This is a genomic window from Streptomyces endophyticus, from assembly GCF_035798155.1.
In the GTDB taxonomy this organism is placed as follows: Bacteria; Actinomycetota; Actinomycetes; order Streptomycetales; family Streptomycetaceae; genus Streptomyces; species Streptomyces endophyticus.
Genome location: NZ_JAOZYC010000132.1, coordinates 48,124 through 69,659 on the forward strand (window position 1 = coordinate 48,124; position 21,536 = coordinate 69,659).

Here is a 21,536-nt window from a genome sequence, read left to right on the forward strand (position 1 = left end):
GAAGGGTGCCCGGCGTCACCGGGCGCCCTCTCGAGCCCCGTCAGACGCTGGTGGCGCCGAGTTCGCGGACCGCTTCCGCGAACGCCTCGCCACGCTTGTTGTAGTTGGTGAACATGTCCATCGACGCGCAGGCCGGGGCCATCAGCACGGTGTCCCCCGTGCGGGCGAGCCGCGCAGCCTCCTGGACCGCCGCCGACATCGCCCCAGTGTCGGTCCGGTCGAGGTCGACGACCGGTACTTCCGGGGCGTGTCGCTGCAGGGCTTCCCGGATCAGGGCCCGGTCCGCGCCGATCAGGACGACGCCGCGCAGCCGCTTCGCCGCGCCCGTCACCAGCTCGTCGAAGGTCGCGCCCTTGGCGAGCCCGCCTGCGATCCACACGATGGACTCGTACGAGGCCAACGACGCCTGCGTGGCATGGGTGTTGGTCGCCTTGGAGTCGTCCACGTACGCGACGCCGGCCACGTCGGCGACGTGCTCGATGCGGTGGGCGTCGGGGCGGAAGTTCCGCAGCCCCTCGCGTACGGCCCGGGGCTCGACGCCGAAGGCGCGGGCGAGGGCCGCCGCGGCGAGGGCGTTGGCGACGTTGTGCGGGGCCGGCGGGTGCACGTCCGTGACCTCGGCCAGCTCCTGGGCGCTCTTCTGCCGGTCCCCGACGAAGGCACGGTCGACGAGGATGCCTTCCACGACGCCGAGTTCGGAGGGGCCCGGGGTGCCGAGGGTGAAGCCGATGGCGCGGCAGCCCTCCTCGACGTCGGCCTCGACGACCAGGTCCTCGGTCGCCTTGTCGGCCACGTTGTAGACGCAGGCGACCTGGTTGCCCTCGTAGATGCGGCCCTTGTCGGCGGCGTACGCCTCCATGGAGCCGTGCCAGTCGAGGTGGTCGGGCGCGAGGTTCAGGACGGCGCCGGAGTGGGCGCGCAGCGAGGGCGCCCAGTGCAGCTGGTACGAGGAGAGCTCGACGGCGAACACGTCGTAGGCCGCGTCCCCTTCGAGTACGACGTCGATGATCGGCGTGCCGATGTTGCCGACGGCGGCCGTGCGCAGGCCCGCCGCCGCCAGGATCGACGCGAGCATCTGCGTCGTCGTGGTCTTGCCGTTGGTGCCGGTGATCGCGAGCCAGGGCGCGGCGTTCGGGCCGCGCAGGCGCCAGGCGATCTCGACATCGCCGACGACGTCGACGCCGGCCGCGGCGGCCGCCGCGAACAGCGGTGACGAGGGCTTCCAGCCGGGCGAGGTGACGACGAGCTCGGTGCCATCGGGCAGCGTGGACGCGTCTCCGAGCCGTACGGAGATCCCCGCTTCTTTAAGAAGGGCGGCCTTTTCGCGGTGGGCCTCGCTGTCGCCGCCGTCCACGACGGTCACCGATGCGCCGAAGCCGGCCAGGGCGCGGGCGGCGCTGATGCCGCTCACGCCGAGACCGGCGACGGTGATGTTCATATGCTGCCATGAGGAAGGGGTCGTCACTTCTTGGCTGCCCATCCTGCGTAGAAGAGGCCGAGTCCGACGATCACGCACATGCCCTGGATGATCCAGAACCGGACCACGACAAGGACTTCGGACCACCCCTTGAGTTCGAAGTGGTGCTGGAGTGGCGCCATCTTGAAGACCCGCTTGCCGGTCATCTTGAAGGAGCCGACCTGGATCACGACGGACATGGTGATCAGGACGAACAGGCCGCCGAGGAGCGCGATCAGGAGCTCCGTACGGGAGCAGATGGCGAGACCCGCGAGGGCGCCGCCGAGGGCCAGCGAGCCCGTGTCACCCATGAAGATCTTGGCGGGCGAGGTGTTCCACCACAGGAAGCCGAAACAGGCGCCCATCAAGGCCGATGCGACCACCGCCAGGTCGAGTGGGTCTCTGACCTCGAAACACGCCCCTGGGTTGGTGAGCGTCTGCGCGTTGGCGCAGGACTCCTGGAACTGCCAGACACCGATGAAGGTGTACGCGCCGAAGACCATCACGGAGGCGCCGGTGGCGAGGCCGTCGAGGCCGTCCGTCAGGTTCACGCCGTTCGACATCGCGAGGATCATGAACAGCGCCCAGACCACGAACAGGACCGGGCCGATCGACCAGCCGAAGTCCTCCACGAAGGAGAGCTTGGTGGAGGCGGGCGTATTGCCGCGCACATCCGCGAACTGCAGTGAGATCACCGCGAAGGCGATGCCGACGATCAGCTGGCCGGCCATCTTGGCCTTGGCTCTGAGGCCGAGCGAGCGCCGCTTGACGATCTTGATGTAGTCGTCGAGGAAGCCGACGAGCCCCATGCCCGCCATCAGGCCGAGCACGAGCAGCCCCGACAGGGTCGGAGGGGCTCCGGTGATCAGCTTGCTGAGGAAGTACGCGATGAGCGTCGCCAGGATGAAGGCGATACCACCCATGGTCGGCGTGCCGCGCTTGCTGTGGTGCTCGCGCGGGCCGTCGTCACGGATGAACTGACCGTAGCCCTTGCGCGCAAGGAGCTTGATCAGCAGCGGCGTTCCGGCAAGCGTCAGGAAGAGACCGATGACGCCCGCGAACAGGATCTGCTTCATCATCAGGCATCAACCCCACCCTGCACGTCCGCGAGCAGCACCTGTGCCACGCTCTCCAGGCCCACCGACCTGGATGCCTTCACGAGCACGACGTCTCCCGGGCGCAGCTCGCTGCGCAGCAGGTCGATCGCCGCCTGTGCGTCGGACACGTGCACCGACTCCTCACCCCACGAACCCTCGTTATAGGCGCCCAGTTGCATCCAGGACGCTTCCCTGCCCCCGACTGCAACGAGCTTGCTGACGTTGAGCCGGACGGCGAGCCGTCCGACGGCGTCGTGCTCGGTCAGCGACTCGTCGCCGAGCTCGGCCATCTGCCCGAGCACCGCCCACGTCCTGCGCCCCCTGCCCATGGCCACCAGCGCGCGCAGCGCCGCTCGCATGGACTCGGGGTTCGCGTTGTAGGCGTCGTTGACGATCGTGACGCCGTCCGAGCGCTCGGTGACCTCCATCCGCCAGCGGGACAGGTTGCCCGCCTCGGAGAGCGCGAGGGCGATCTCCTCCACGGACATGCCAAGGTCATGGGCGACGGCGGCCGCGGCGAGCGCGTTCGACACGTGGTGCTCACCGTACAGGCGCAAGGTCACTTCGCTGCACCCGGAGGGTGTGTGCAGGCTGAAGGCGGGCTGTCCGCTCTCCGTGAGCCGGACATTCTCGGCGCGTACGTCGGCGCTTTGGGCCTCTCCGAAGAACAGCACCTTCGCCTTCGTGCGCGAGGCCATGGCGCGCACCAGCGGGTCGTCCGCGTTGAGGATGGCGGTGCCCTCCGCGGGGAGGGACTCCACCAGTTCGCCCTTCGCCACCGCGATCTGCTCGCGGCCGCCGAACTCGCCGATGTGCGCGGTCCCGACGTTCAGGACGACTCCGACCTTCGGGGGCGTGAGGCCCGTCAGGTACGTGATGTGGCCGATGCCGCGAGCACCCATCTCCAGGACGAGGAACTGCGTCTCGTCGGTGGCGGTGAGCGCGGTCAGCGGCAGGCCGATCTCGTTGTTGAACGAGCCGGGCGTGAAGACCGTGTCGGCCTTGCTGCGGAGCACCTGAGCGATCAGGTCCTTGGTGCTGGTCTTGCCTGCGGAGCCGGTGAGCGCCACCAGGGTGGCGCCGAGGCGCGCGACCACGTGCCGGGCGAGTGCGCCGAGCGCCGCCTGGACGTCGTCGACAACGATGGCGGGCACACCGACCGGGCGCGACGCCAGTACGGCGACGGCTCCCTTGTCGACGACCTCGCGCGCGTAGTCGTGGCCGTCGACCCGCTCGCCCACGAAGGCGGCGAACAGGCTTCCCGGCTCGACCTTGCGCGAGTCGATGACGACCGGCCCGGTGACCCGGACCCGCGGGTCCGGTATGTCGTACGTCTGCCCGCCGACGGCTGAGGCGATCTCGGCGAGGGAGAGGGCGATCACAACTTCATCCCTGGGTTTTCTGGTGGTCGACGGTGGCTGCGGCCGTCTCGATGGAGGCGCGAAGCACCTGGCGGTCGTCGAACGGGCGGATCACACCGGCGATGTCCTGGCCCTGCTCGTGGCCCTTGCCCGCGATGAGCACCGTGTCGCCGGGCTCGGCGCGCGCCACGGCCGCGGCGATGGCCGCGGCCCGGTCCTCGAACACGGCGACGTCGCCCCGCTCGTGGGCCGGCACGTCGGCGGCGCCCGCCAGCATCGTGGCGAGGATCGCGAGGGGGTCCTCGGAGCGCGGATTGTCGGAGGTGAGGATGGCCGTGTCGGCGAACCGCGCCGCGGCCGCGCCCATCGGCATCCGCTTGGTCTTGTCGCGGTCGCCGCCGCAGCCGAGCACGATGTGCAGCTTGTTCTCCGTGACCTTGCGCAGCGCCCGGAGCACGGACTCCACGGCGTCGGTCTTGTGCGCGTAGTCGACGACGGCGAGGTACTTCTGTCCTGCCTCGACGCGCTCCAGGCGGCCGGGCACGCCGGGTACGGCGGCGACGCCGTCGGCCGCGGTCTGCGGGTCGATCCCGGCGACGGCGAGGGTGACGATCGCGGCGAGGGTGTTCGCGACGTTGAAGGGGCCCGCGAGCGGCGCCTTGGCGGTGATCCGCTCGCCCTTGGGGCCGACGACGGTCAACGTCGAGTCGAAGGGGCCGACTTCGACGTCCTCGGCGCGCCAGTCGGCGTCCGGGTGGCCCTCGGCGGAGAAGGAGACGACCGGGACCTCGGACTCGTCGATGAGTCGGCGCCCGTACTCGTCGTCGAAGTTCACGACGCCCTGTTTGCTGCGGGCCCGGGTGAACAGCTGCGCCTTCGCCTGGAAGTAGTCCTCCATGTCGGAGTGGAACTCCATGTGCTCCGGGCTCAGGTTGTTGAAGACCGCCACGTCGAAGACGCAGCCGTCGACCCGGCCCAGCACGAGGGCGTGGCTGGAGACCTCCATGGCGACGGCGTCGGTGCCGCGCTCGCGCATGACCGCGAACAGCGCCTGGAGGTCGGTGGCTTCCGGAGTGGTGCGCTCGGACTTGATCCGCTCGTCACCGATCCGCATCTCGACCGTGCCGATGAGGCCGGTGCTGCGGACCGTCCTGAGACCGCCCTCGATGAGGTACGCGGTGGTGGTCTTGCCCGAGGTGCCGGTGATGCCGAGCTGGAGCAGGTCCTTGCCGGGGTGGCCGTAGATCGTCGCGGCGAGCTCGCCCATCCGGCCGCGCGGGTTCTCCACGACGAGCGGCACGAGTCCGGCATCGGAGACGCGCTCCCAGCCCGCCGGGTCGGTCAGCGCCGCGACGGCTCCGAGCGAGGCGGCCTGCGCGGCGAAGTCGGCGCCGTGCGCGCGGGCTCCGGGCAGGGCCGCGTACAGGTCGCCGGGGCGCACCGCACGGGAGTCGTGGGTGATGCCGGTGACCTCTGCTGTGGCCTGGGGCGCGGGAACCCCCAGTTGATCGGCGAGTTCCGCGAGGGGTGTGGCGGAGACCTCAGCCGGTCGCGGCGGCCCGGGGTATGTCACGGGTGCGCCCTTCTGGGTGATTTGGGACTGATCAGCGTGTGGCACGGCGTGAGCGTACCGGGCCCACCCCCCGCCGGGCGAAGCGAGGGGCGTGGCGCGGGGCGGTTCCCCGGATCGGAGGTGATGGCTGTCACGGCGCCCTCACGGCTAGTAAGTGATCATGGGCACGGCCCGTCCTGGCTGGAATGCGTCACGGCTCGAACGTCACGGGCAGCCGGGCCGGCTTGTTGCCCGTGGGCGGCGCCTGAAGCGTCTTCAGGGCGAACTCCATGACCTTCTTGTAGATCGGTCCACAGATCTGGCCGCCGAAGTAGCCGCCCTTGGTGGCGTTCTGGATCGCGCAGTAGACCGTGACGCGCGGCTTGTCGGCGGGCGCGAAACCGGCGAACGACGACGTGTAGCCCTTGTAGCGTCCGGTGGCCGGATCCACGCGGTTGGCCGTGCCCGTCTTGCCCGCGACGCGGTAGCCCGGGATGCGGGCCTTCGCGCCCGTGCCCTCTTCGTCGTCGACCACGGACTCCAGCATCTGTGCGACGGTCTTGGCCGTCTTCTTGCTGACGACGCGGGTCTCCTTGGGCTTCGGCGCGGGCCTGAACCGCCCGTCGGGGCCCTTGGTGCCGCGGACCAGGGTGGGCTGCACGCGTACGCCGTCGTTGGCGATGGTCGAGTACACGGAGGCGGCCTGCATCGCGTTGATGGAGAAGCCCTGGCCGAACGGGATCGTGTACTGCTGCGACGTGGACCACTTGGCGGCGGGCGCGAGGATGCCGGACGTCTCGCCGGGGAAGCCCAGGCCGCTCTCCCGGCCGATGCCGAACCGGTGCAGGTAGGAGTAGAGCGAGGCGTTGGCGGCCGGCTGCGTCTTTCCGAGCTGGCCCGTCGCCAGGATGGTGCCGATGTTGCTGGACTTGGCGAGTACGCCGTTGAGCGTGAGGTGCCAGGTCGGGTGGTCGACGTCGTCCTGGAAGAGCCGGTCGCCGCGGTGCAGCCGGTTGGGCACGGTGACATGGGTCCCCGGCGTGGCCGCCTCCTCTTCGAGGACGGCGGCCATCGACATGACCTTGGCGGTGGAGCCCGGCTCGTACGCGTCCTGGAGCGCGGCGTTGCCCAGGGCCTCCGCCTTGGCGTCCGCCAGGTCGTTCGGGTCGAAGCCGGGCGCGTTCGCCATGGCCAGGACCTCGCCGGTCTTGGTGTCCTGCACTATCACGTAGCCGCGGTCCGCCTTCGACTCCTTGACCTGCTCATCGATCGCGTTCTGCGCGGCCCACTGGATGTCGCGGTCGATGGTCAGCTCGACGTCCGAGCCGGGGACCGCGGGCTGTTCGGTGCTGCCCGCGGTCGGCACCTGCTGGCCGCCGGACTGGGCGTAGCGGATCTTGCCGGCCTTGCCCGCGAGCTCCTTGTCGAGCTGCTGCTCCACGCCGCCGCCGCCCTTGCCGTCGGCGTTGACCCAGCCGAGGACGCCCGCGGCGAGGTCGCCGTTCGGGTAGACGCGCTTGCTGCTGGGGTCGGCGACCACGCCGGAGAGCACGCTCGCCGCGCGGCCGGCGGCGTTCGCCTTCTCGTTCAGCGTGGTCCTGAGGTCCTTGATCTGCTTCCAGACCTGCGGCGTCTGCCGTGGGGCGAGCCGCACGTACCGCGTGTTCTTCGTCCTCAGCTTCTTGGTCAGCTCGGCCGCGTCGACCCCGATGATCGGCGAGAGGAGCGCCGCCGCCTGCTCCGGCGCGTCGTCGACCTTGGTGGCCTTCTTCGTGAACAGCGTCGGGTCGGCGGTGATGTCGTACGCGTCCACGCTCGCGGCGAGCTCGACGCCGCCCCGGTCCGTGATGCCCCCGCGCTCGGCGGCGATGGAATGACTGACGTATCGGTTCAGCGAGGCCTTCGCCGCGTACGCGCTGGCGTCGACGCCCTGCACCTGGAAGAGGCGGACGACGAAGACCATCAGGACCAGCGTGAGGCCGAGGCTCACCATGCGCAGGCGCGGCTTGGGGCTGCCCAGGCGCAGCCGGGAGGCCGCCTTCGGCTTCGGCTTCGACGGGGCGGGGCGGGGGCGGCGGGCGGCCGGGCGGCTCTGCTGCGCGGCCTTGGGACCGGGCTTCGGCACGGGCCTGGCGACGCGCTTGGCCGCCCCCTTCGGCGTGGGCTTGGGCGCGGGCCTTCCGGTGCGCGGCGGGCGCGCGGGTCCTGGCACGCGGCGGCGCGGGGGTTCCCTGTCGGTCATGGCGTCACCTGCCGGTGCTCGAAGGGGAAGGCTCGACCGAGGAGTTCGGACTCGCCGGCTCGGACGGTTTGGCGGAGGGGAACGCGCTGTCCGATGGAGACGGGCTCGCGGAGGGCGACGCGCTCGCGCTCGGGGTGGCGCGTGCGGGCTCCTGCGTCTTGGCCGGCTCGACGCGGGGCGGGGCGGGCGGCCCGGCGGCCGGGCTCGGCCTGCCCTTGACGGTGCCGTTCGGCTCCAGGAACGCCGGGTCGCCGCCGGGCACCATGCCGAGCCCGCGGGCGCGCTGCAGGAGGGCGTCGGGCGCCGAGTAGGAGTCGACGTCGCGCTGAAGCTCCTGCTCGTCGTCGGTGAGCTCGGTGGTCTGCTTCTTGAGCTTGGTGAGCTGGAACGAGCCTTCGTTGAGCGAGGAGTTCAACATCAGGAGCGTGATCAGCCCGCCCCCGAGGAGCAGCACGACGAGGAGGACGAACGGGGTGCGTGCGGCCTGCGGGCCGCCGGACGGGCCGAGCGGGAGCAGGCGCGCAAGGCGGGCGGCCCTGCCGCGCAACGAACCTTTCGAGCCACTGCTGGCGCTCATGACCACCCCTCCACGCGCGCGTACGTCACTCGGCCGTCACCTCTCGACATCCTCGCGGATGCGCTGCGCACCCCGCAGCCGTGCCGGAGCGGCCCGGCGGTTCTCCGCGACCTCTTCCTCCGTGGGGAGTTCGGCGCCGCGCGTGAGCAGCTTCAGCCGGGGCTGGTACTGCTCGGGTACGACGGGCAGTCCGGGCGGCGCCGTATTGTCGGCCCCGGCCGCGAACACCTGCTTGACCAGGCGGTCTTCGAGCGAGTGGTACGACAGGACGGCGATCCGGCCGCCGACCGCGAGCGACTTCACGGCCCCCGGGATCGCCCGCTCCAGCACGCTCAGTTCGCCGTTGACCTCGATGCGCAGGGCCTGGAAGGTGCGCTTGGCCGGGTTGCCGCCGGTGCGCTTGGCGGCCTGCGGCAGGGAGTCGCGGATCAGCTCGACGAGCCGGGCGCTGTTGCTGAACGGCTCCTTGACGCGCTCGCGCACGATGGCCGAAACAATGCGCTTGGCCTGCTTCTCCTCGCCGTACTGGCGGAGAATCCGCACCAGTTCGCCCGGCGGGTACGTGTTGAGCACCTCGGCGGCGCTCATCCCGGCCGACTGGTCCATGCGCATGTCGAGCGGCGCGTCCTGCGCGTACGCGAAACCGCGGTCGGCCTCGTCGAGCTGCATGGAGGAGACGCCGAGGTCGAACAGGATGCCCTGCACCTTCGGGATGCCCAACCGGTCGAGAACCTCGGGCAGTTCGTCGTAGACGGCGTGCACCAGGGTGGCCCGGTCGCCGAAGGGCGCGAGTCGCTCGCCGGACAGCCGCAGCGCTTCCTTGTCCCGGTCGAGCGCGACGAGGCGGCACGAGGGGAACGTGGAGAGCAGCGCCTCGCTGTGCCCGCCGAGGCCGAGCGTGCAGTCGACGACGACCGCCCCCGGCTGGGCGAGTGCCGGAGCCAACACGTCCAAGCAGCGTTGGAGCATGACCGGAACGTGTCGCTGGCTCAAGGGTCCCTCTCAAGTCCGGCGTGGGGGACGTACGCACTGCCGGGTCCCCGCCCGCTCGTGAAGGGGAAGGTGGTCCGTCGGCGCCGGGGAAGTGACGCCGACCGACCGGAGCGGGAGGAGGCCGAGCCGTACGTACGCGCCGCGCACGCGGGGAGCGTTCCGACAGGTGCCGAGGCGGCAGCGCCGGGATCTCCGTGTTGCATCGTTGCGTGGTTATCTGGGGTCGGCGTCACTTTAGTCCACGGTGCCCCCCGGTCAATCAACCGGCCGCCCCGGCGGACTGCGCGTCGCGGCCGCCATGGCCCGACACCGCGAATCGGGTGAATTCACCCGAGCGGCCGAGGCCGTGCCCCGCCCGTCGGTTCGCTTGTGGGTTCGCTTGCGGGTCCGCTTGTGGGTTCGCTCACAACAAGGCTCAATGATGTTCTTTGTCCGCTCTCACAGCGGGCCCGGACCAGGCATGACGGCTACCGTCATAGTCATGACGACTTCTGCTCACCTCCCCTCTGGAGCCCCCTCCGAAGGCGCCATATCCGCCGACGCCAGCGTGACCGACCGTCTCGTCGACGCGAACGGGCAGTACGCCGCGGCGTTCGCCGACCCCGGCATGGACGCGCGCCCGGTGCTGCAGGTCGCGGTTGTCGCGTGCATGGACGCCCGCCTCGACCTGCACGCCGCCCTCGGCCTCGAGCTCGGCGACTGCCACACGATCCGCAACGCGGGCGGCGTCGTCACCGACGACGTGATCCGCTCCCTCACCGTCAGCCAGCGCGCGCTCGGCACCCGCAGCGTGGTCCTCATCCACCACAGCAACTGCGGCCTCGAAGGCCTGACCGAGGACTTCAGGACCGACCTGGAGATGGAGGTCGGCCAGCGCCCCACCTGGGCGGTCGAGGGCTTCCGCAATGTCGACCAGGACGTGCGCCAGTCCATCCAGAAGGTGCGCACCTCCCCGTTCCTGTTGCACACCGACGACGTGCGCGGCTTTGTCTTCGACGTGAAGACGGGACTGCTGCGGGAGATCGAACCGGCCTGACACCCCGTCCGATCGCGGTCGACCTTCCTCTCAAAAAGCCCTAAGACGTGACATATCGCGGCCAGTTGTCCACAGGCGAGTGACACGAACCGGTAACGCCAACAAGAATGCGTGTGTGACATCCGCACGAGCGGCGAACATCTCGTGCGCGCTGTCCGTGTATCGGGGTGGGCCGGTTCGTGTTCGTAGCGCGTCGGCCCGGAAAGTACGGGCCGAGGAGGGCCGGGTGACGACCTATGACGATCGAGCGAGCCTTACTGATCTGACCACCACCGCAGAGCGCGTGCGCGGGTCGGTGGAGGGTGTGATCGAGGGCAAGCCGGAGGTCGTAAGGCTCTCGCTGACCGTGCTGCTCGCTGAGGGGCACCTGCTCATCGAGGATGTTCCGGGCGTCGGCAAGACGATGCTGGCGAAGGCGCTCGCGCGGTCCATCGACTGCTCGGTGCGCCGCATCCAGTTCACGCCCGACCTGCTGCCCTCGGACATCACCGGGGTGTCCATCTGGGACCAGCAGCGGCGGGACTTCGAGTTCAAGCCGGGCGCGATCTTCGCGCAGATCGTGATCGGGGACGAGATCAACCGCGCGTCCCCGAAGACGCAGTCCGCGCTCCTGGAGTCCCTGGAGGAGCGCCAGGTCACCATCGACGGCACGACGTACGAACTGCCCAGCCCGTTCATGGTGGTGGCCACCCAGAACCCGGTCGAGATGGAGGGCACCTACCCGCTGCCCGAGGCCCAGCGCGACCGCTTCATGGCCCGCGTCTCCATCGGCTATCCGAGCCCGGAGGCCGAACTGCAGATGCTGGACGTCCACGGCGGCGTGAACCCGCTGGACGACCTGCAGCCGGTGGCGCACGCGCACGAGATCGTGAAGCTCATCGACGCCGTGCGCACGGTCCATGTCGCCGACGCCGTACGGCGCTACGCGGTGGACCTGGTCGCCGCCACGCGCACCCACCCCGACCTCAGACTCGGCGCATCCCCGCGCGCGACGCTGCACCTGCTGCGCGCGGCCAAGGCGGCCGCGGCCCTCAGCGGCCGTGAGTACGCGCTGCCGGACGACGTGCAGACGCTGGCCGTGGCGGTCCTGGCGCACCGTCTGCTGCCCACCGCCCAGGCCCAGTTGAACCGGCGCACCGCCGAGCAGGTCGTCCTCGACATCCTGCAGCGCACCCCGGTGCCGGCCGCCGAGCCCCGCGCCGCGCAGACCTACGATTCGACGACGCCCCCGCTGTACGGCCAGCAGCCGCCCGGTCCGCGGAGGCTGTGATGACGCCGGGGGGACGCATCGGGCCCTACGCGCCGGATCCGGGGGGCGGATTCACGGACGGTGGCGCGGGCAGGAACGTCGGCGACAAGAGCGGTCTGCGCACCGCCCTCGCCGGACTCACCACGCGCGGCCGTTCGTTCCTGGCCGCCGGCATCGCGGCGGGGATCTGCGCGTACGTCCTCGGGCAGAGCGATCTGCTCCGGGTCGGCCTGCTGCTCGCGGCCCTGCCGCTGGTCTGCGCGGGCGTCCTGTACCGCACCCGCTACCGGGTCGCGGGCAGCCGCCGCCTCTCCCCCGCGCGCGTACCCGCGGGTTCCGAGGCACGCGTGCACCTGCGCATGGACAACATCTCCCGGCTCCCGACCGGCCTGCTGATGCTCCAGGACCAGGTGCCGTACGTGCTCGGGCCGCGGCCCCGATTCGTCCTCGACCGGGTCGAGGCGGGGGGCCGCCGCGAGGTGTCCTACCGGGTCCGCTCCGACCTGCGCGGCCGCTACCCGCTCGGCCCGCTGCAGCTGCGCCTCACGGATCCCTTCGGCATGTGCGAACTGACCCGGTCCTTCTCGACGTACGACAGCCTGACGGTGATCCCGCGCGTGACGGCGCTGCCGCCGGTGCGGCTCACGGGTGAGGCCAAGGGGTACGGGGACGGGCGGCAGCGCTCGCTCGCGCTGGCCGGCGAGGATGACGTGATCCCGCGCGGCTACCGGTACGGGGACGATCTGCGCCGCGTGCACTGGCGCTTGACCGCGCGCTACGGCGAGCTGATGGTGCGCCGGGAGGAGCAGCCGCAGCGGGCCCGCTGCACCGTGCTGCTCGACACCCGCGCGCCCGCCTTCCAGGGCGCCGGGCCCGACTCGGCCTTCGAGTGGGCGGTGTCCGCCGCGGCCTCCGCCCTGGTGCACATGCTCGAACGGGGCTTCTCCGTCCGGCTGTTGACCGACACGGGCAACGCGGTGCCGGGCGAGGGCACCGACGGCTTCGCGGGCGCCAGCCAGGAGTCGGCCGACGCGGCGGGCCTGATGATGGACACGCTCGCCGTCGTCGACCACTCCGACAGCGGGTCGCTCTCCGCCGCGTACGACGTGCTGCGCGGCGGCAACGAAGGGCTTCTGGTGGCCTTCTTCGGTGATCTGGACGAGGAGCAGGCCTCCGTCGTCGCCAAGATGCGCCGCCGCAGCGGTGGCGCGCTCGCCTTCCTCCTGGACAGCGGCTCCTGGACCCAGGGTCCTGGCGCGCCGGTTTCGGAGCGCTGCACCGAGCGGCTGCGGATGCTGCGGGAAGCGGGCTGGACCGCGGTGGCCGTGCCGCACGGCGCGTCCCTGGAGGAGCTCTGGCGGCAGGCGGACCGGGAGCGCACGGGTCTTTCCTCGCCGACCGGCGCCGCGGATTCCCTTGGTTCCCCGAACACCCCAGGGGGCTGGTCATGAGCGGCGGCGCCCGCCTTGCGATCTGCGCCACGCTGGCCACGTTCCTGGCCTCGTGCGCGCTGCTGCCGCTGGTCGACCGGTCCACCTGGCTGCTGCAGATCGCGATCCTGCTGGTGATCCAGGCCTCGGTGGGCGCGCTCGCCCGCCGGGTGCCGCTCGCCCGCCCGCTCACGGTGGCGGCGCAGGCCCTGGTGTCGCTGCTGCTGCTCACCCTCCTCTTCGCCCGCGACCAGGCGATCGCCGTGTTCCTGCCGGGCCCCGAGGCCTTCCGGCACTTCGGCCTGCTGCTCCAGGCGGGCGGCGAGGACGTGGGCCGGTACGCCATACCGGCGCCGCTGACCGACGGCATCCGGCTGATGCTGGTGGGCGGCGCGCTGGTGATCGGTCTTTTCGTGGACGCCCTCGCGGTGACGTTCCGCAGCGCGGCCCCGGCCGGTCTTCCGCTGCTCGCCCTGTACTCGGTCGCCGCCGGGCTCTCCGAGGGCGGCGCCGACTGGCTGTGGTTCCTGCTCGCGGCCGGCGGCTACCTCCTGCTGCTGCTCGCGGAGGGGCGCGACCGGCTCTCCCAGTGGGGCCGGGTGTTCGGCGGCGCGGGGGGGCGGGCGCCCGGTGCCGCCACGCCCGTGCAGGAGGGCGGGCGCGGCGCCCTCGCCCCGGTCCGCACCGGCCGCCGGATCGGCGCCGTCGCCCTGGGCCTTGCCCTGGTGGTGCCGCTCACTCTGCCCGCCCTGGACGGCGGGATCCTCGGCCCGTCCGGCAGCGGTGTGCGCGGCGGGGCCGGGGGCGGTGGCACGATCTCCGCGGTCAACCCGCTGGTCTCGCTGCAGAACAGCCTGAACCAGCCGGAGGACCGGCAGGTGATGTCGTACCGGACGGATGCGGACCAGACGTCCGACATGTATCTGCGGATCGTGGCGCTCGACGAGTTCGACGGCACGACCTGGCGCCCCTCGGTGCGCAGCATCGACGACGTGCCGTCCACCCTGCCGGACCCGCCGGGTCTGGGCGCCGACGTGCGCAGGACCCAGGTGCGGACGACGATCTCGGCGGCCGACTGGTACGCGCAGGACTGGCTGCCCATGCCCTATCCGGCGACGCAGGTGGGGATCGACGGACGCTGGCGGTTCGAGCGGGTCGGCCGGACCCTGGTGGGCGACCACGGGCAGACCACGCGCGGGAAGACGTACACCGTCGACAGCCTGATCGTGCGGCCGACACCGCAGCAGCTCGCCGAAGCGGATACGCCGCCGGGCGGCATGGTCCGCGAGTTCACCAAGGTGCCCGCCTCGCTGCCGGACGTGGTGCGCACGACCGCGCTCAAGGTCACCGAGGGCGCGTCGAACAACTACGAGCGTGCGGTGAAGCTGCAGGACTACTTCGCGGTCAGCGGCGGCTTCACGTACAACACGGAGGTACGGGCCGGCAGCGGTTCCGCGGCGATAGCCCGGTTCCTGCAGCAGAAGGAGGGCTTCTGCGTCCACTTCTCCTTCTCGATGGCCGCCATGGCCCGCACGCTGGGCATTCCGGCCCGCGTCGCGGTCGGCTTCACGCCGGGCGTGCCCGCGGGCGGGGGCAAGTACTCGGTGGGCCTGCGCGACGCGCACGCCTGGCCCGAGCTGTACTTCGAGGGCATCGGCTGGACCCGCTTCGAGCCCACGCCCAACCGCGGCACGGCCCCGGACTACACGGTCGAGAACAACCCCGAGGGCAGCCCCAGCAATCCGGCGGCGCCCAGCGACTCCGCCTCCGCCGCGCCCTCGGCCCCGGAGCCCTCGACGTCCGAGAGCTGCTCGATGGCCCAGCGCAAGGAGGGCAGCTGCGGCAGCGCCGCGCCCGCGGTCGTCGGCGGCTCGCCGGACGACGGGCCGCCGGTCGGCACGATCGCCGGAGTGTCCCTGATCGCACTGCTGGTCATCGGGGTGCCGCTGTTGCCGATGCTGTGGCGCAGGCGGGTCCGGGCCGTGCGGCTCGGCCCGGCGGGTCGCACGGACTCCGATGCCGCGGGGCGCACCCTGGCCGCGTGGCGCGAGGTCACGGACACGGCGTGGGACCACGGCATCGGTCCTGACGACTCGCAGACCCCGCGGACGGCGGCGGCCCGCATCGTCCGGATCGGCGAACTCGAGCCGACCGCGGCCGACAGCGTGCACCGGGTGGCCGCGGCGGTGGAGCAGGTCCTGTACGCGCCGCGGCCCCGGCCCGCGTCGGGTCTGGGCGAGGACGTGCGCCGCGTGCACGACGACCTGCACGCGAAATCGAGCCGGTCGACACGGCTCCGCGCGACGTTCGCGCCCCGCTCGGCCGTCCGGGTGGTGTGGGCGACGGCGCGGCGCTGGGAGGCGTTCACGCTGAGCGTGCGCGGCCGGTTGACCCGGCCGACGCGGCAGGAAGGCTGAACCGGCGGGTTACGCGGAAGTCGGGTTACGCAGAAAGGGTGACCGCGCGAAGCGGTCACCCTTTGTGCATGTCGTCCGTGCTTGTCGTCTGTGCCTGTCGTCCGTGCTTGTCGGCATGGAGGCGGGCGGTTGCCGCCCGCTGCTCAGCTGCTCAGCGGCCGCCCTGCTCGTCCCTGCGGCGCTGCCAGCGCTGCTCGATGCGGTCCATCATGGAGCGCTTCTGCTTGCCCTGCCGCCGGGTCGTCGGCGCGCCCGGCACCGTCCCTGCGGCTCCGGCTGCCGGCTGCTCCCCTGGTTTGGGCGCCTTGCGCCAGCCGGTGACGGCGAGCACCGCACATCCCAGCATGACGAGGAACCCCACCACGCTGATCCAGATCTGCTGCGCGACCATTCCTGCCATGAGGAGCGCGATACCCACCAGGAAGCCCACGACTGCCTGGTAGACCCGACGTCGGGTGTATGTACGCAGCCCGCTTCCCTCAAGCGCTGTCGCGAACTTGGGATCTTCGGCGTACAGCGCTCGCTCCATCTGCTCGAGCATGCGCTGCTCGTGCTCCGAGAGCGGCACGGAGTCCTCCTCATCGTGCAGTCGCCGGGGCGACCGGGGGTCCCCTTCAGGATAGGCAGGGAATCGCCCCCGTGAAACCCGCCCCTCTACGCCAACTTCGCCATTACCAACCGCGGCACGGCGCCCCGGCTCACAGGGCGACATGCCCCAGCGGCCGACCCGTCATGCCGGACGGTCACCTCAGATCATACGGCGCCGAGCGTCCATCCGGGGGGCCTGTGGCGTACTCCATCAAACGCTGCGCCGCTGATCAGCGGCAGCTCCCGACCATCGGGCGGCCCGGTCAGTCCTCTTCGGCCACTCGCTTCTCACCGAGTACGTGCAGTTGCGTGGCCACGGCATGGAAGGCGGGCAGTTCGGCGGCGGCCGCCTCGAGCTTCAGCAGCTCCCGCTGCGCGCTCGGCTCGGTGTCCACGAGGACGCCCGGGACGAGGTCCGCGAAGACCCGCACGCCGTGTACCGCGCCGACGTCCACTCCGGCCCCGCCGAGGAGCTCCGTGAGCTGCTCGGCCGTGAAGCGGCGCGGCACCGGGTCGCCCTCGCCCCAGCGGCCCGCCGGGTCGTCGAGGGCCTGCCGGGCCTCCTTGAAGTGTCCCGCGAGGGCCCGCGCGATGACGGCGCCGCCGAGGCCCGCGGCGAGCAGGCTGAGCACGCCGCCGGAGCGCAGCGCGCCCACGACGTTGCGCACGCCCTCCGCCGGTTCCTCCACGTACTCGAGGACGCCGTGGCACAGGACCGCGTCGTAGCCGTCACGCTCGACGACGTCGAACAGGCCCGAGACATCGCCCTGGACGCCGCGCACCCGGTCGGCGACGCCGGCCTCCGCCGCCCTGCGCTCCAGGGCGAACAGCGCGTTCGGACTCGGGTCGACGACGGTGACGCGGTGGCCCAGCTGGGCGACCGGCACCGCGAAGTTGCCGCTGCCGCCCCCGGTGTCGAGGACGTCGAGGACCTCGCTCCCCGCCGACTTGGCGCGCCGGTCGAGGGCGTCCTTGAGGACGTCCCAGACCACGGCGGTACGGAGGGAGGCGCGGGGCCGCGAGGAGTCGGAGCGCGGTGACGTGGTTCGAGGGCGGTGATCCGACACGGCAGGTGACTCCTCGGGGCGGCTCCGACCGGCGGCGGAGCAAGTACTGGCTCGGGCGCCTCCACCCTAATGGGCGCGGCCCGGCACCCACGCCATCCGTGCACGGGCCCCGTGCGCTACCCGGCGTCCTGCACCTTCCGCCCGTTCGTGCGCTCGTCCCCCTCCTGCCGGGGCTGGGGCAGCACCGGTTGCAGCACGAGCGCGCGCTCGACCAGGCGCAGGAACATCGCCACGTCACGCAGCAGGTCGTCGGCGTCGCGGGCGGTGGCCGCGTCGCGTATCCCCGCCTCCGCGCGGGCCCGCTTGGTGGCGCCCGAAGCGAACAGGGCGCTCCACTCCGCCAGTTCGGGAGCTATCTCGGGGAGCACTTCCCACGCGCTGCGGATCTTGGCGCGGCGCCTGGCAGTGGACTCGGGCCTGCCGCGGGCCGCGAGCACGGCGGCGGCGATGCGCAGCGCCGCGAGATGCGCCGTGGCGTACCGCTCGTTCGCCGTCTCGAGCACGGACGCCTCGTCGAGTCCGGCGCGGGCCTGGGCGAGCAGGTCGAGGGCGGCGGGCGGGGCGCCGGCCCGGCGGAGCACCGGGTGGATGTCGCTCGCCGGTCCGGTGGGTGAGGGGGCAGGGCCGGTGGCGCCGCGGCGGCGGGTGGCAGCTGCGGTGGGTGCCTTGTGTCCAGCCATGACGAACCTCCTGTCGTCTGTGTGACGGCACTGTGGCCGTATGTGCCCATCGTGGGGTACGCCACTGACAATCGGCCCTGACCAGGCATTTTGCTTCGATCGGAAGTTCGGGCTAACTTTTGCACTGACCAGTCAGTTCAAAGATGTGCCCTGGGGGAACCATGGACGGCCCGGCAAGCGGGACGACGAGCGCGGACGAGCACGGGGCGGCGGCCGGAGCCTCACTGGCCGCCACGGGGTTCGGCCTGAAGGGGCCGCGCGGCTGGGCCTTCCGAGGCATCGACGTCGACGCGGCGGCGGGTTCGCTCGTCGCCGTCGAGGGCCCGTCCGGCAGCGGCCGCACCTGCCTGCTGCTCGCGCTGACCGGACGGATGAAGCCGAGCGAGGGGACGGCGCGGGTCGGCGGGATGCGGCTGCCGAAGCAGCTGACCGCCGTACGCAGGATGAGCGCGCTCGCGCACGTGCCCGGCGTGACGGAGCTCGACCCCGCCCTGACCGTCGCCGAGCACCTGCGGGAACAGGCGCTGCTGCAGCGGAGGTTCGACGGAACGCTCCGCGGGCTGCTGCGTACGCCCGCCGAGCGGCGGGCCGAGGCGAGCCTGCGCATCGACGCCGCGCTCGCGGCCGCGGGGCTCGACACCGAGACGCTCCCGAAGGGCTCCCGCACCTCCGTGCGCGACCTGGAGCGCCTCGAAGCACTGCGCCTGTCCCTGGCGCTCGCGCTCATCGGCCGGCCGCGCCTGGTCGGCGTCGACGACACCGACCTGAAGCTCGCGGACGCCGAACGAGCCGAGATCTGGGCCCAGTTGCGGACCGTAGCCGACGCCGGAACGACGATCGTCGCCGTGTGCAGCGAGGCTCCCGAAGGGGCGGTCGTCGTGTCGACCGCCCCGGTGAACACCACCAACGACACCACGAAGGAGACGGCCGATGCGCTCGCCGAAGCTGGCCGCGCTTGAGCTCAAGCGCTTCGGCAGGGGGAAGCTGCCGCGCGCGGCGCTCGTCGCGCTTCTGCTGCTGCCGCTGCTCTACGGGGCGCTGTACCTGTGGTCCTTCTGGGACCCGTACGGGAAGCTCGACAAGATCCCCGTGGCGCTCGTCAACGACGACAAGGGCGCGTCGGCCGCGGGCCAGAAGGTCACCGCGGGCGACGACATCACCAAGGGCCTCTACGACAGCGACACCTTCCAGTGGCACGAGGTCAGCTCCGCGCAGGCCGAGAAGGGCGTGGAGGACGGCACGTACTACCTGTCGCTGACCATGCCGAAGGACTTCAGCAAGCGCATCGCGTCCAGTTCGGGGGATTCCCCCGAGACCGGCGCCCTCCAGGTGCGCACGAACGACGCGAACAACTACATCGTCGGGCAGATCTCCCGGACGGTCTTCTCCGAGGTGCGCTCCGCGGCCTCCACCAATGCGTCGCGCTCGTTCCTCGACAAGATCTTCGTGTCCTTCTCGGACATCCATGACGCGACGCAGAAGGCGGCCAAGGGCGCGGATCGGCTCGAGGGCGGCATCGGCAAGGCCAAGAAGGGTTCGAAGGACCTGGCCGACGGCCTGAAGGACGCCAAGAAGGGCAGCGGTGACCTGGAGAGGGGCCTGACGAAGCTCACCACCGGAGCCGGTGACCTGGAGACGGGTTCCCGACAGGTCTCCGACGGCACGCAGTCGCTCGCCGACAAGGTGAACGGCGCCGCCGATCAGGTACGCCCCTTCCTGAAGGGCAACAAGAAGGCGATCGCCGACACGGCGCGCCTCGTCGCCGACTCCGCGCAGGGCGTCCGGCACAACCTGGACGACCTGGTGAGGATCGCCCCCACCGCGCGTACGGGCGCGCACGCCGGCTCCGACGCCCTGGACGCCGTCTACGAAAGGCGCTGCGAGAAGGCGGTCATCGACGACCCTGCCTGCCCGGACCTGAAGAAGGCGAAGACGGCGGCGAACGACGTCGCCACGATCTCCGACGACCTGAACACGCTCATCCAGGACGAGCACGGCAACCTCGGCCAGATGGACAGCCACTTGGCGATGCTCCAGAAGCAGTCCGAGAACCTGGCCGCGCACGCCCCGACGCTCGACCAGGACGTCGAGAACGCGGTCGCCCAGATCAACAAGCTCAACAAGGGAGCGGGCCAGGTCGCCGCGGGCGCCGAGAAGCTGCACACAGGGCTCGGCACGGCGAAGACCGGATCGACGGAACTCGACAGTGGCGTCGGCGAGTTGGAGACCGGCGCGAACGACCTGAACGGCGGCATGTTCCAGCTGGCCGACGGCTCGGGCAAGCTCTCCGGCGGACTGCACGACGGCGTGCGGAAGATCCCCGACTACGACAAGAAGGACCGTGATCAGCGCACCGGAGTGATGGCCGACCCCGTCCAGCTGGCCTCCCAGTCGCTGCACAAGGCGCCCAACTACGGGACGGGTTTCGCGCCCTACTTCATCCCGCTCTCCCTGTGGGTGGGCGCGATGGTCGCCTACATGTTGATCCAGCCGCTCAACCGGCGCGCCCTCGCCGCCGGTGCCTCGTCCTGGCGGGTGGCGTTCGCGGGCTGGCTGCCCGTGGCCGCGCTCGGGCTCCTTCAGGTGGCGGCACTGATGTCCGTACTGCACTGGGCCCTCGGTCTGGAGATGCTGCACGCGGCGGGCACGGTCGGCTTCCTGGGCCTGGTCACGGCGTGCTTCGCGGCGATCGTGCAGTGGCTGAACGCGCGCTTCGGGGCGGCGGGCCGCATCCTCGTGCTCGCCTTCCTGATGCTGCAGCTGACGTCGGCGGGCGGCACCTATCCCGTACAGACGAGCCCCGGCTTCTTCAACGCGCTCCACCCGTTCCTGCCGATGAGCTACGTCGTGGAGGCCCTGCGGCGACTGATCTCCGGTGGCGGTCTCGGGCCCGTGTGGCAGGCCTGCGTGGTGCTCACGGCGTTCACGGTGGGCGCGCTCGCCCTCACCGCGTGGACGGCCCGGCGCAAGCAGGTGTGGACACTGGACCGGTTGCACCCGGAGCTGAGCCTGTGAGCGCGCCCACAACGGCTCCTGTGAGAATCAGGGGCATGGAAAGCAGCACACGGCGTCAGGCCACCCGGCAGAAGCTCTACGAGGCCGCGGTCACACTCATCGCGGAACAGGGCTTCTCCGCCACCACGGTCGACGAGATCGCCGAGCGGGCCGGGGTCGCGAAGGGCACGGTCTACTACAACTTCGCCAGCAAGTCGGTCCTCTTCGAGGAGTTGCTGCGGCACGGCGTCGGGCTCCTCTCCGCCTCCCTCCGGGAGGCGGCACAGAAGTCGGACGAGAACGGCGGCAGCAAGGTCGACGCCCTGGACGCGATGATCCGTGCGGGCCTCGTGTTCATCGATGAGTACCCGGCCTTCACCCAGCTCTACGTCGCCGAGCTGTGGCGCACCAACCGTGCCTGGCAGTCCACGCTCGCCGTGGTCCGCAACGAGACGGTGGCCGTGGTCGAGGACGTGCTGCGGGCCGCGGTGGAGAGCGGTGAGCTGAGCGAGGAGATCGACGTGCCGCTCACGGCGGCGGCCCTCGTGGGCATGGTCCTCGTGGCCGCCCTGGACTGGCAGGCGTTCCAGCCGGAGCGCTCGCTGGACGATGTGCACGGCGCGCTCTCGCTGCTGCTCCAGGGGCGGGTGGGCGGCGGGCAGCCGCTGACGGGCAAGGCCTGAGGCACAGCGACAGGCCCTGCCGGACCGGCACAAATGAAGCGCCGGTCCGGCAGGGCCTGTGGTCGTTCTCAGGCCTCACCGGACCGGCGCATCCCCCGTTGTTCCCCCGTTGGA

General features: G+C 71.4%; 17 protein-coding genes. 7 read left to right on the forward strand and 10 right to left on the reverse strand.

Features of this window, described 5'->3' with window-relative positions; all coding sequences use genetic code 11:
• Positions 1-40 precede the first annotated feature (40 nt).
• The 7 genes from murD to rsmH all read right to left on the reverse strand — a co-directional run bounded on the left by murD (position 41) and on the right by rsmH (position 9,278).
• Positions 41-1,438, reverse strand: coding sequence for a UDP-N-acetylmuramoyl-L-alanine--D-glutamate ligase (gene murD / locus OKJ99_RS23105; protein WP_326019270.1), 1,398 nt, complete (start codon positions 1,436-1,438; stop codon positions 41-43).
• A gap of 23 nt (positions 1,439-1,461) precedes the next feature.
• A complete protein-coding gene (mraY, locus tag OKJ99_RS23110; protein ID WP_326019271.1) occupies positions 1,462-2,535 on the reverse strand; it encodes a phospho-N-acetylmuramoyl-pentapeptide-transferase in 1,074 nt (357 codons plus the stop codon).
• Positions 2,535-3,935, reverse strand: a complete 1,401-nt coding sequence (locus OKJ99_RS23115; protein ID WP_326019272.1) for a UDP-N-acetylmuramoyl-tripeptide--D-alanyl-D-alanine ligase — start codon at positions 3,933-3,935, stop codon at positions 2,535-2,537. Before OKJ99_RS23115 ends, mraY begins: the two co-directional genes overlap by 1 nt.
• 4 nt (positions 3,936-3,939) lie before the next feature.
• Positions 3,940-5,487, reverse strand: a complete 1,548-nt coding sequence (locus tag OKJ99_RS23120) for a UDP-N-acetylmuramoyl-L-alanyl-D-glutamate--2,6-diaminopimelate ligase (RefSeq protein ID WP_326019306.1) — start codon at positions 5,485-5,487, stop codon at positions 3,940-3,942.
• A gap of 190 nt (positions 5,488-5,677) precedes the next feature.
• Positions 5,678-7,708 (reverse strand): peptidoglycan D,D-transpeptidase FtsI family protein, encoded by a 2,031-nt coding sequence (locus OKJ99_RS23125; RefSeq protein ID WP_326019273.1) that lies wholly within the window; start codon positions 7,706-7,708, stop codon positions 5,678-5,680.
• Positions 7,709-7,712: 4 nt separating this feature from the next.
• A complete protein-coding gene (locus tag OKJ99_RS23130; protein ID WP_326019274.1) occupies positions 7,713-8,285 on the reverse strand; it encodes a septum formation initiator family protein in 573 nt (190 codons plus the stop codon).
• Between the two features lie 36 nt (positions 8,286-8,321).
• Positions 8,322-9,278 carry a 16S rRNA (cytosine(1402)-N(4))-methyltransferase RsmH gene (gene rsmH / locus OKJ99_RS23135; protein ID WP_326019275.1) on the reverse strand — a complete coding sequence of 319 codons (957 nt, stop codon included), beginning with the start codon at positions 9,276-9,278 and terminating at the stop codon, positions 8,322-8,324.
• 460 nt (positions 9,279-9,738) lie between these two features.
• Here rsmH and OKJ99_RS23140 point away from each other — a divergent pair, with 460 nt between their 5' ends.
• The 4 genes from OKJ99_RS23140 to OKJ99_RS23155 all read left to right on the forward strand — a co-directional run bounded on the left by OKJ99_RS23140 (position 9,739) and on the right by OKJ99_RS23155 (position 15,410).
• The gene (locus OKJ99_RS23140; protein WP_326019276.1) at positions 9,739-10,314 is read left to right on the forward strand and encodes a beta-class carbonic anhydrase; all 576 of its coding nucleotides are present in this window, start codon (positions 9,739-9,741) and stop codon (positions 10,312-10,314) included.
• A gap of 226 nt (positions 10,315-10,540) precedes the next feature.
• Entirely contained in the window at positions 10,541-11,584 is a 1,044-nt protein-coding gene (locus OKJ99_RS23145; RefSeq protein ID WP_326019277.1) for an AAA family ATPase, read from the forward strand.
• A complete protein-coding gene (locus OKJ99_RS23150) occupies positions 11,584-13,014 on the forward strand; it encodes a DUF58 domain-containing protein (RefSeq protein WP_326019278.1) in 1,431 nt (476 codons plus the stop codon). Before OKJ99_RS23145 ends, OKJ99_RS23150 begins: the two co-directional genes overlap by 1 nt.
• Entirely contained in the window at positions 13,011-15,410 is a 2,400-nt protein-coding gene (locus OKJ99_RS23155) for a transglutaminase TgpA family protein (RefSeq protein ID WP_326019279.1), read from the forward strand. Before OKJ99_RS23150 ends, OKJ99_RS23155 begins: the two co-directional genes overlap by 4 nt.
• A gap of 151 nt (positions 15,411-15,561) precedes the next feature.
• Here OKJ99_RS23155 and OKJ99_RS23160 read toward each other — a convergent pair whose 3' ends face one another.
• From OKJ99_RS23160 to OKJ99_RS23170, 3 genes are all read right to left on the reverse strand, one after another.
• Entirely contained in the window at positions 15,562-15,978 is a 417-nt protein-coding gene (locus tag OKJ99_RS23160; protein WP_326019280.1) for a DUF3040 domain-containing protein, read from the reverse strand.
• A 283-nt stretch (positions 15,979-16,261) separates the two neighbouring features.
• Entirely contained in the window at positions 16,262-17,065 is an 804-nt protein-coding gene (locus OKJ99_RS23165; protein WP_326019281.1) for a class I SAM-dependent methyltransferase, read from the reverse strand.
• Positions 17,066-17,181: 116 nt separating this feature from the next.
• Complete coding sequence (locus OKJ99_RS23170; protein ID WP_326019282.1) at positions 17,182-17,745, reverse strand: SAV_6107 family HEPN domain-containing protein; 564 nt, start codon at positions 17,743-17,745, stop codon at positions 17,182-17,184.
• A 161-nt stretch (positions 17,746-17,906) separates the two neighbouring features.
• Between OKJ99_RS23170 and OKJ99_RS23175 the strand changes: the two genes are divergently transcribed.
• Genes OKJ99_RS23175 through OKJ99_RS23185 form a run of 3 tightly spaced genes read left to right on the forward strand, consistent with a single transcriptional unit; the run spans position 17,907 to position 21,422 of the window.
• Positions 17,907-18,704 (forward strand): ATP-binding cassette domain-containing protein, encoded by a 798-nt coding sequence (locus OKJ99_RS23175; RefSeq protein WP_326019283.1) that lies wholly within the window; start codon positions 17,907-17,909, stop codon positions 18,702-18,704.
• Positions 18,676-20,760, forward strand: a complete 2,085-nt coding sequence (locus OKJ99_RS23180) for a YhgE/Pip domain-containing protein (protein WP_326019284.1) — start codon at positions 18,676-18,678, stop codon at positions 20,758-20,760. The genes OKJ99_RS23175 and OKJ99_RS23180 overlap by 29 nt, the downstream gene beginning before the upstream one ends.
• 35 nt (positions 20,761-20,795) lie before the next feature.
• Positions 20,796-21,422 carry a TetR/AcrR family transcriptional regulator gene (locus tag OKJ99_RS23185; RefSeq protein ID WP_326019285.1) on the forward strand — a complete coding sequence of 209 codons (627 nt, stop codon included), beginning with the start codon at positions 20,796-20,798 and terminating at the stop codon, positions 21,420-21,422.
• Positions 21,423-21,536 lie beyond the last annotated feature (114 nt).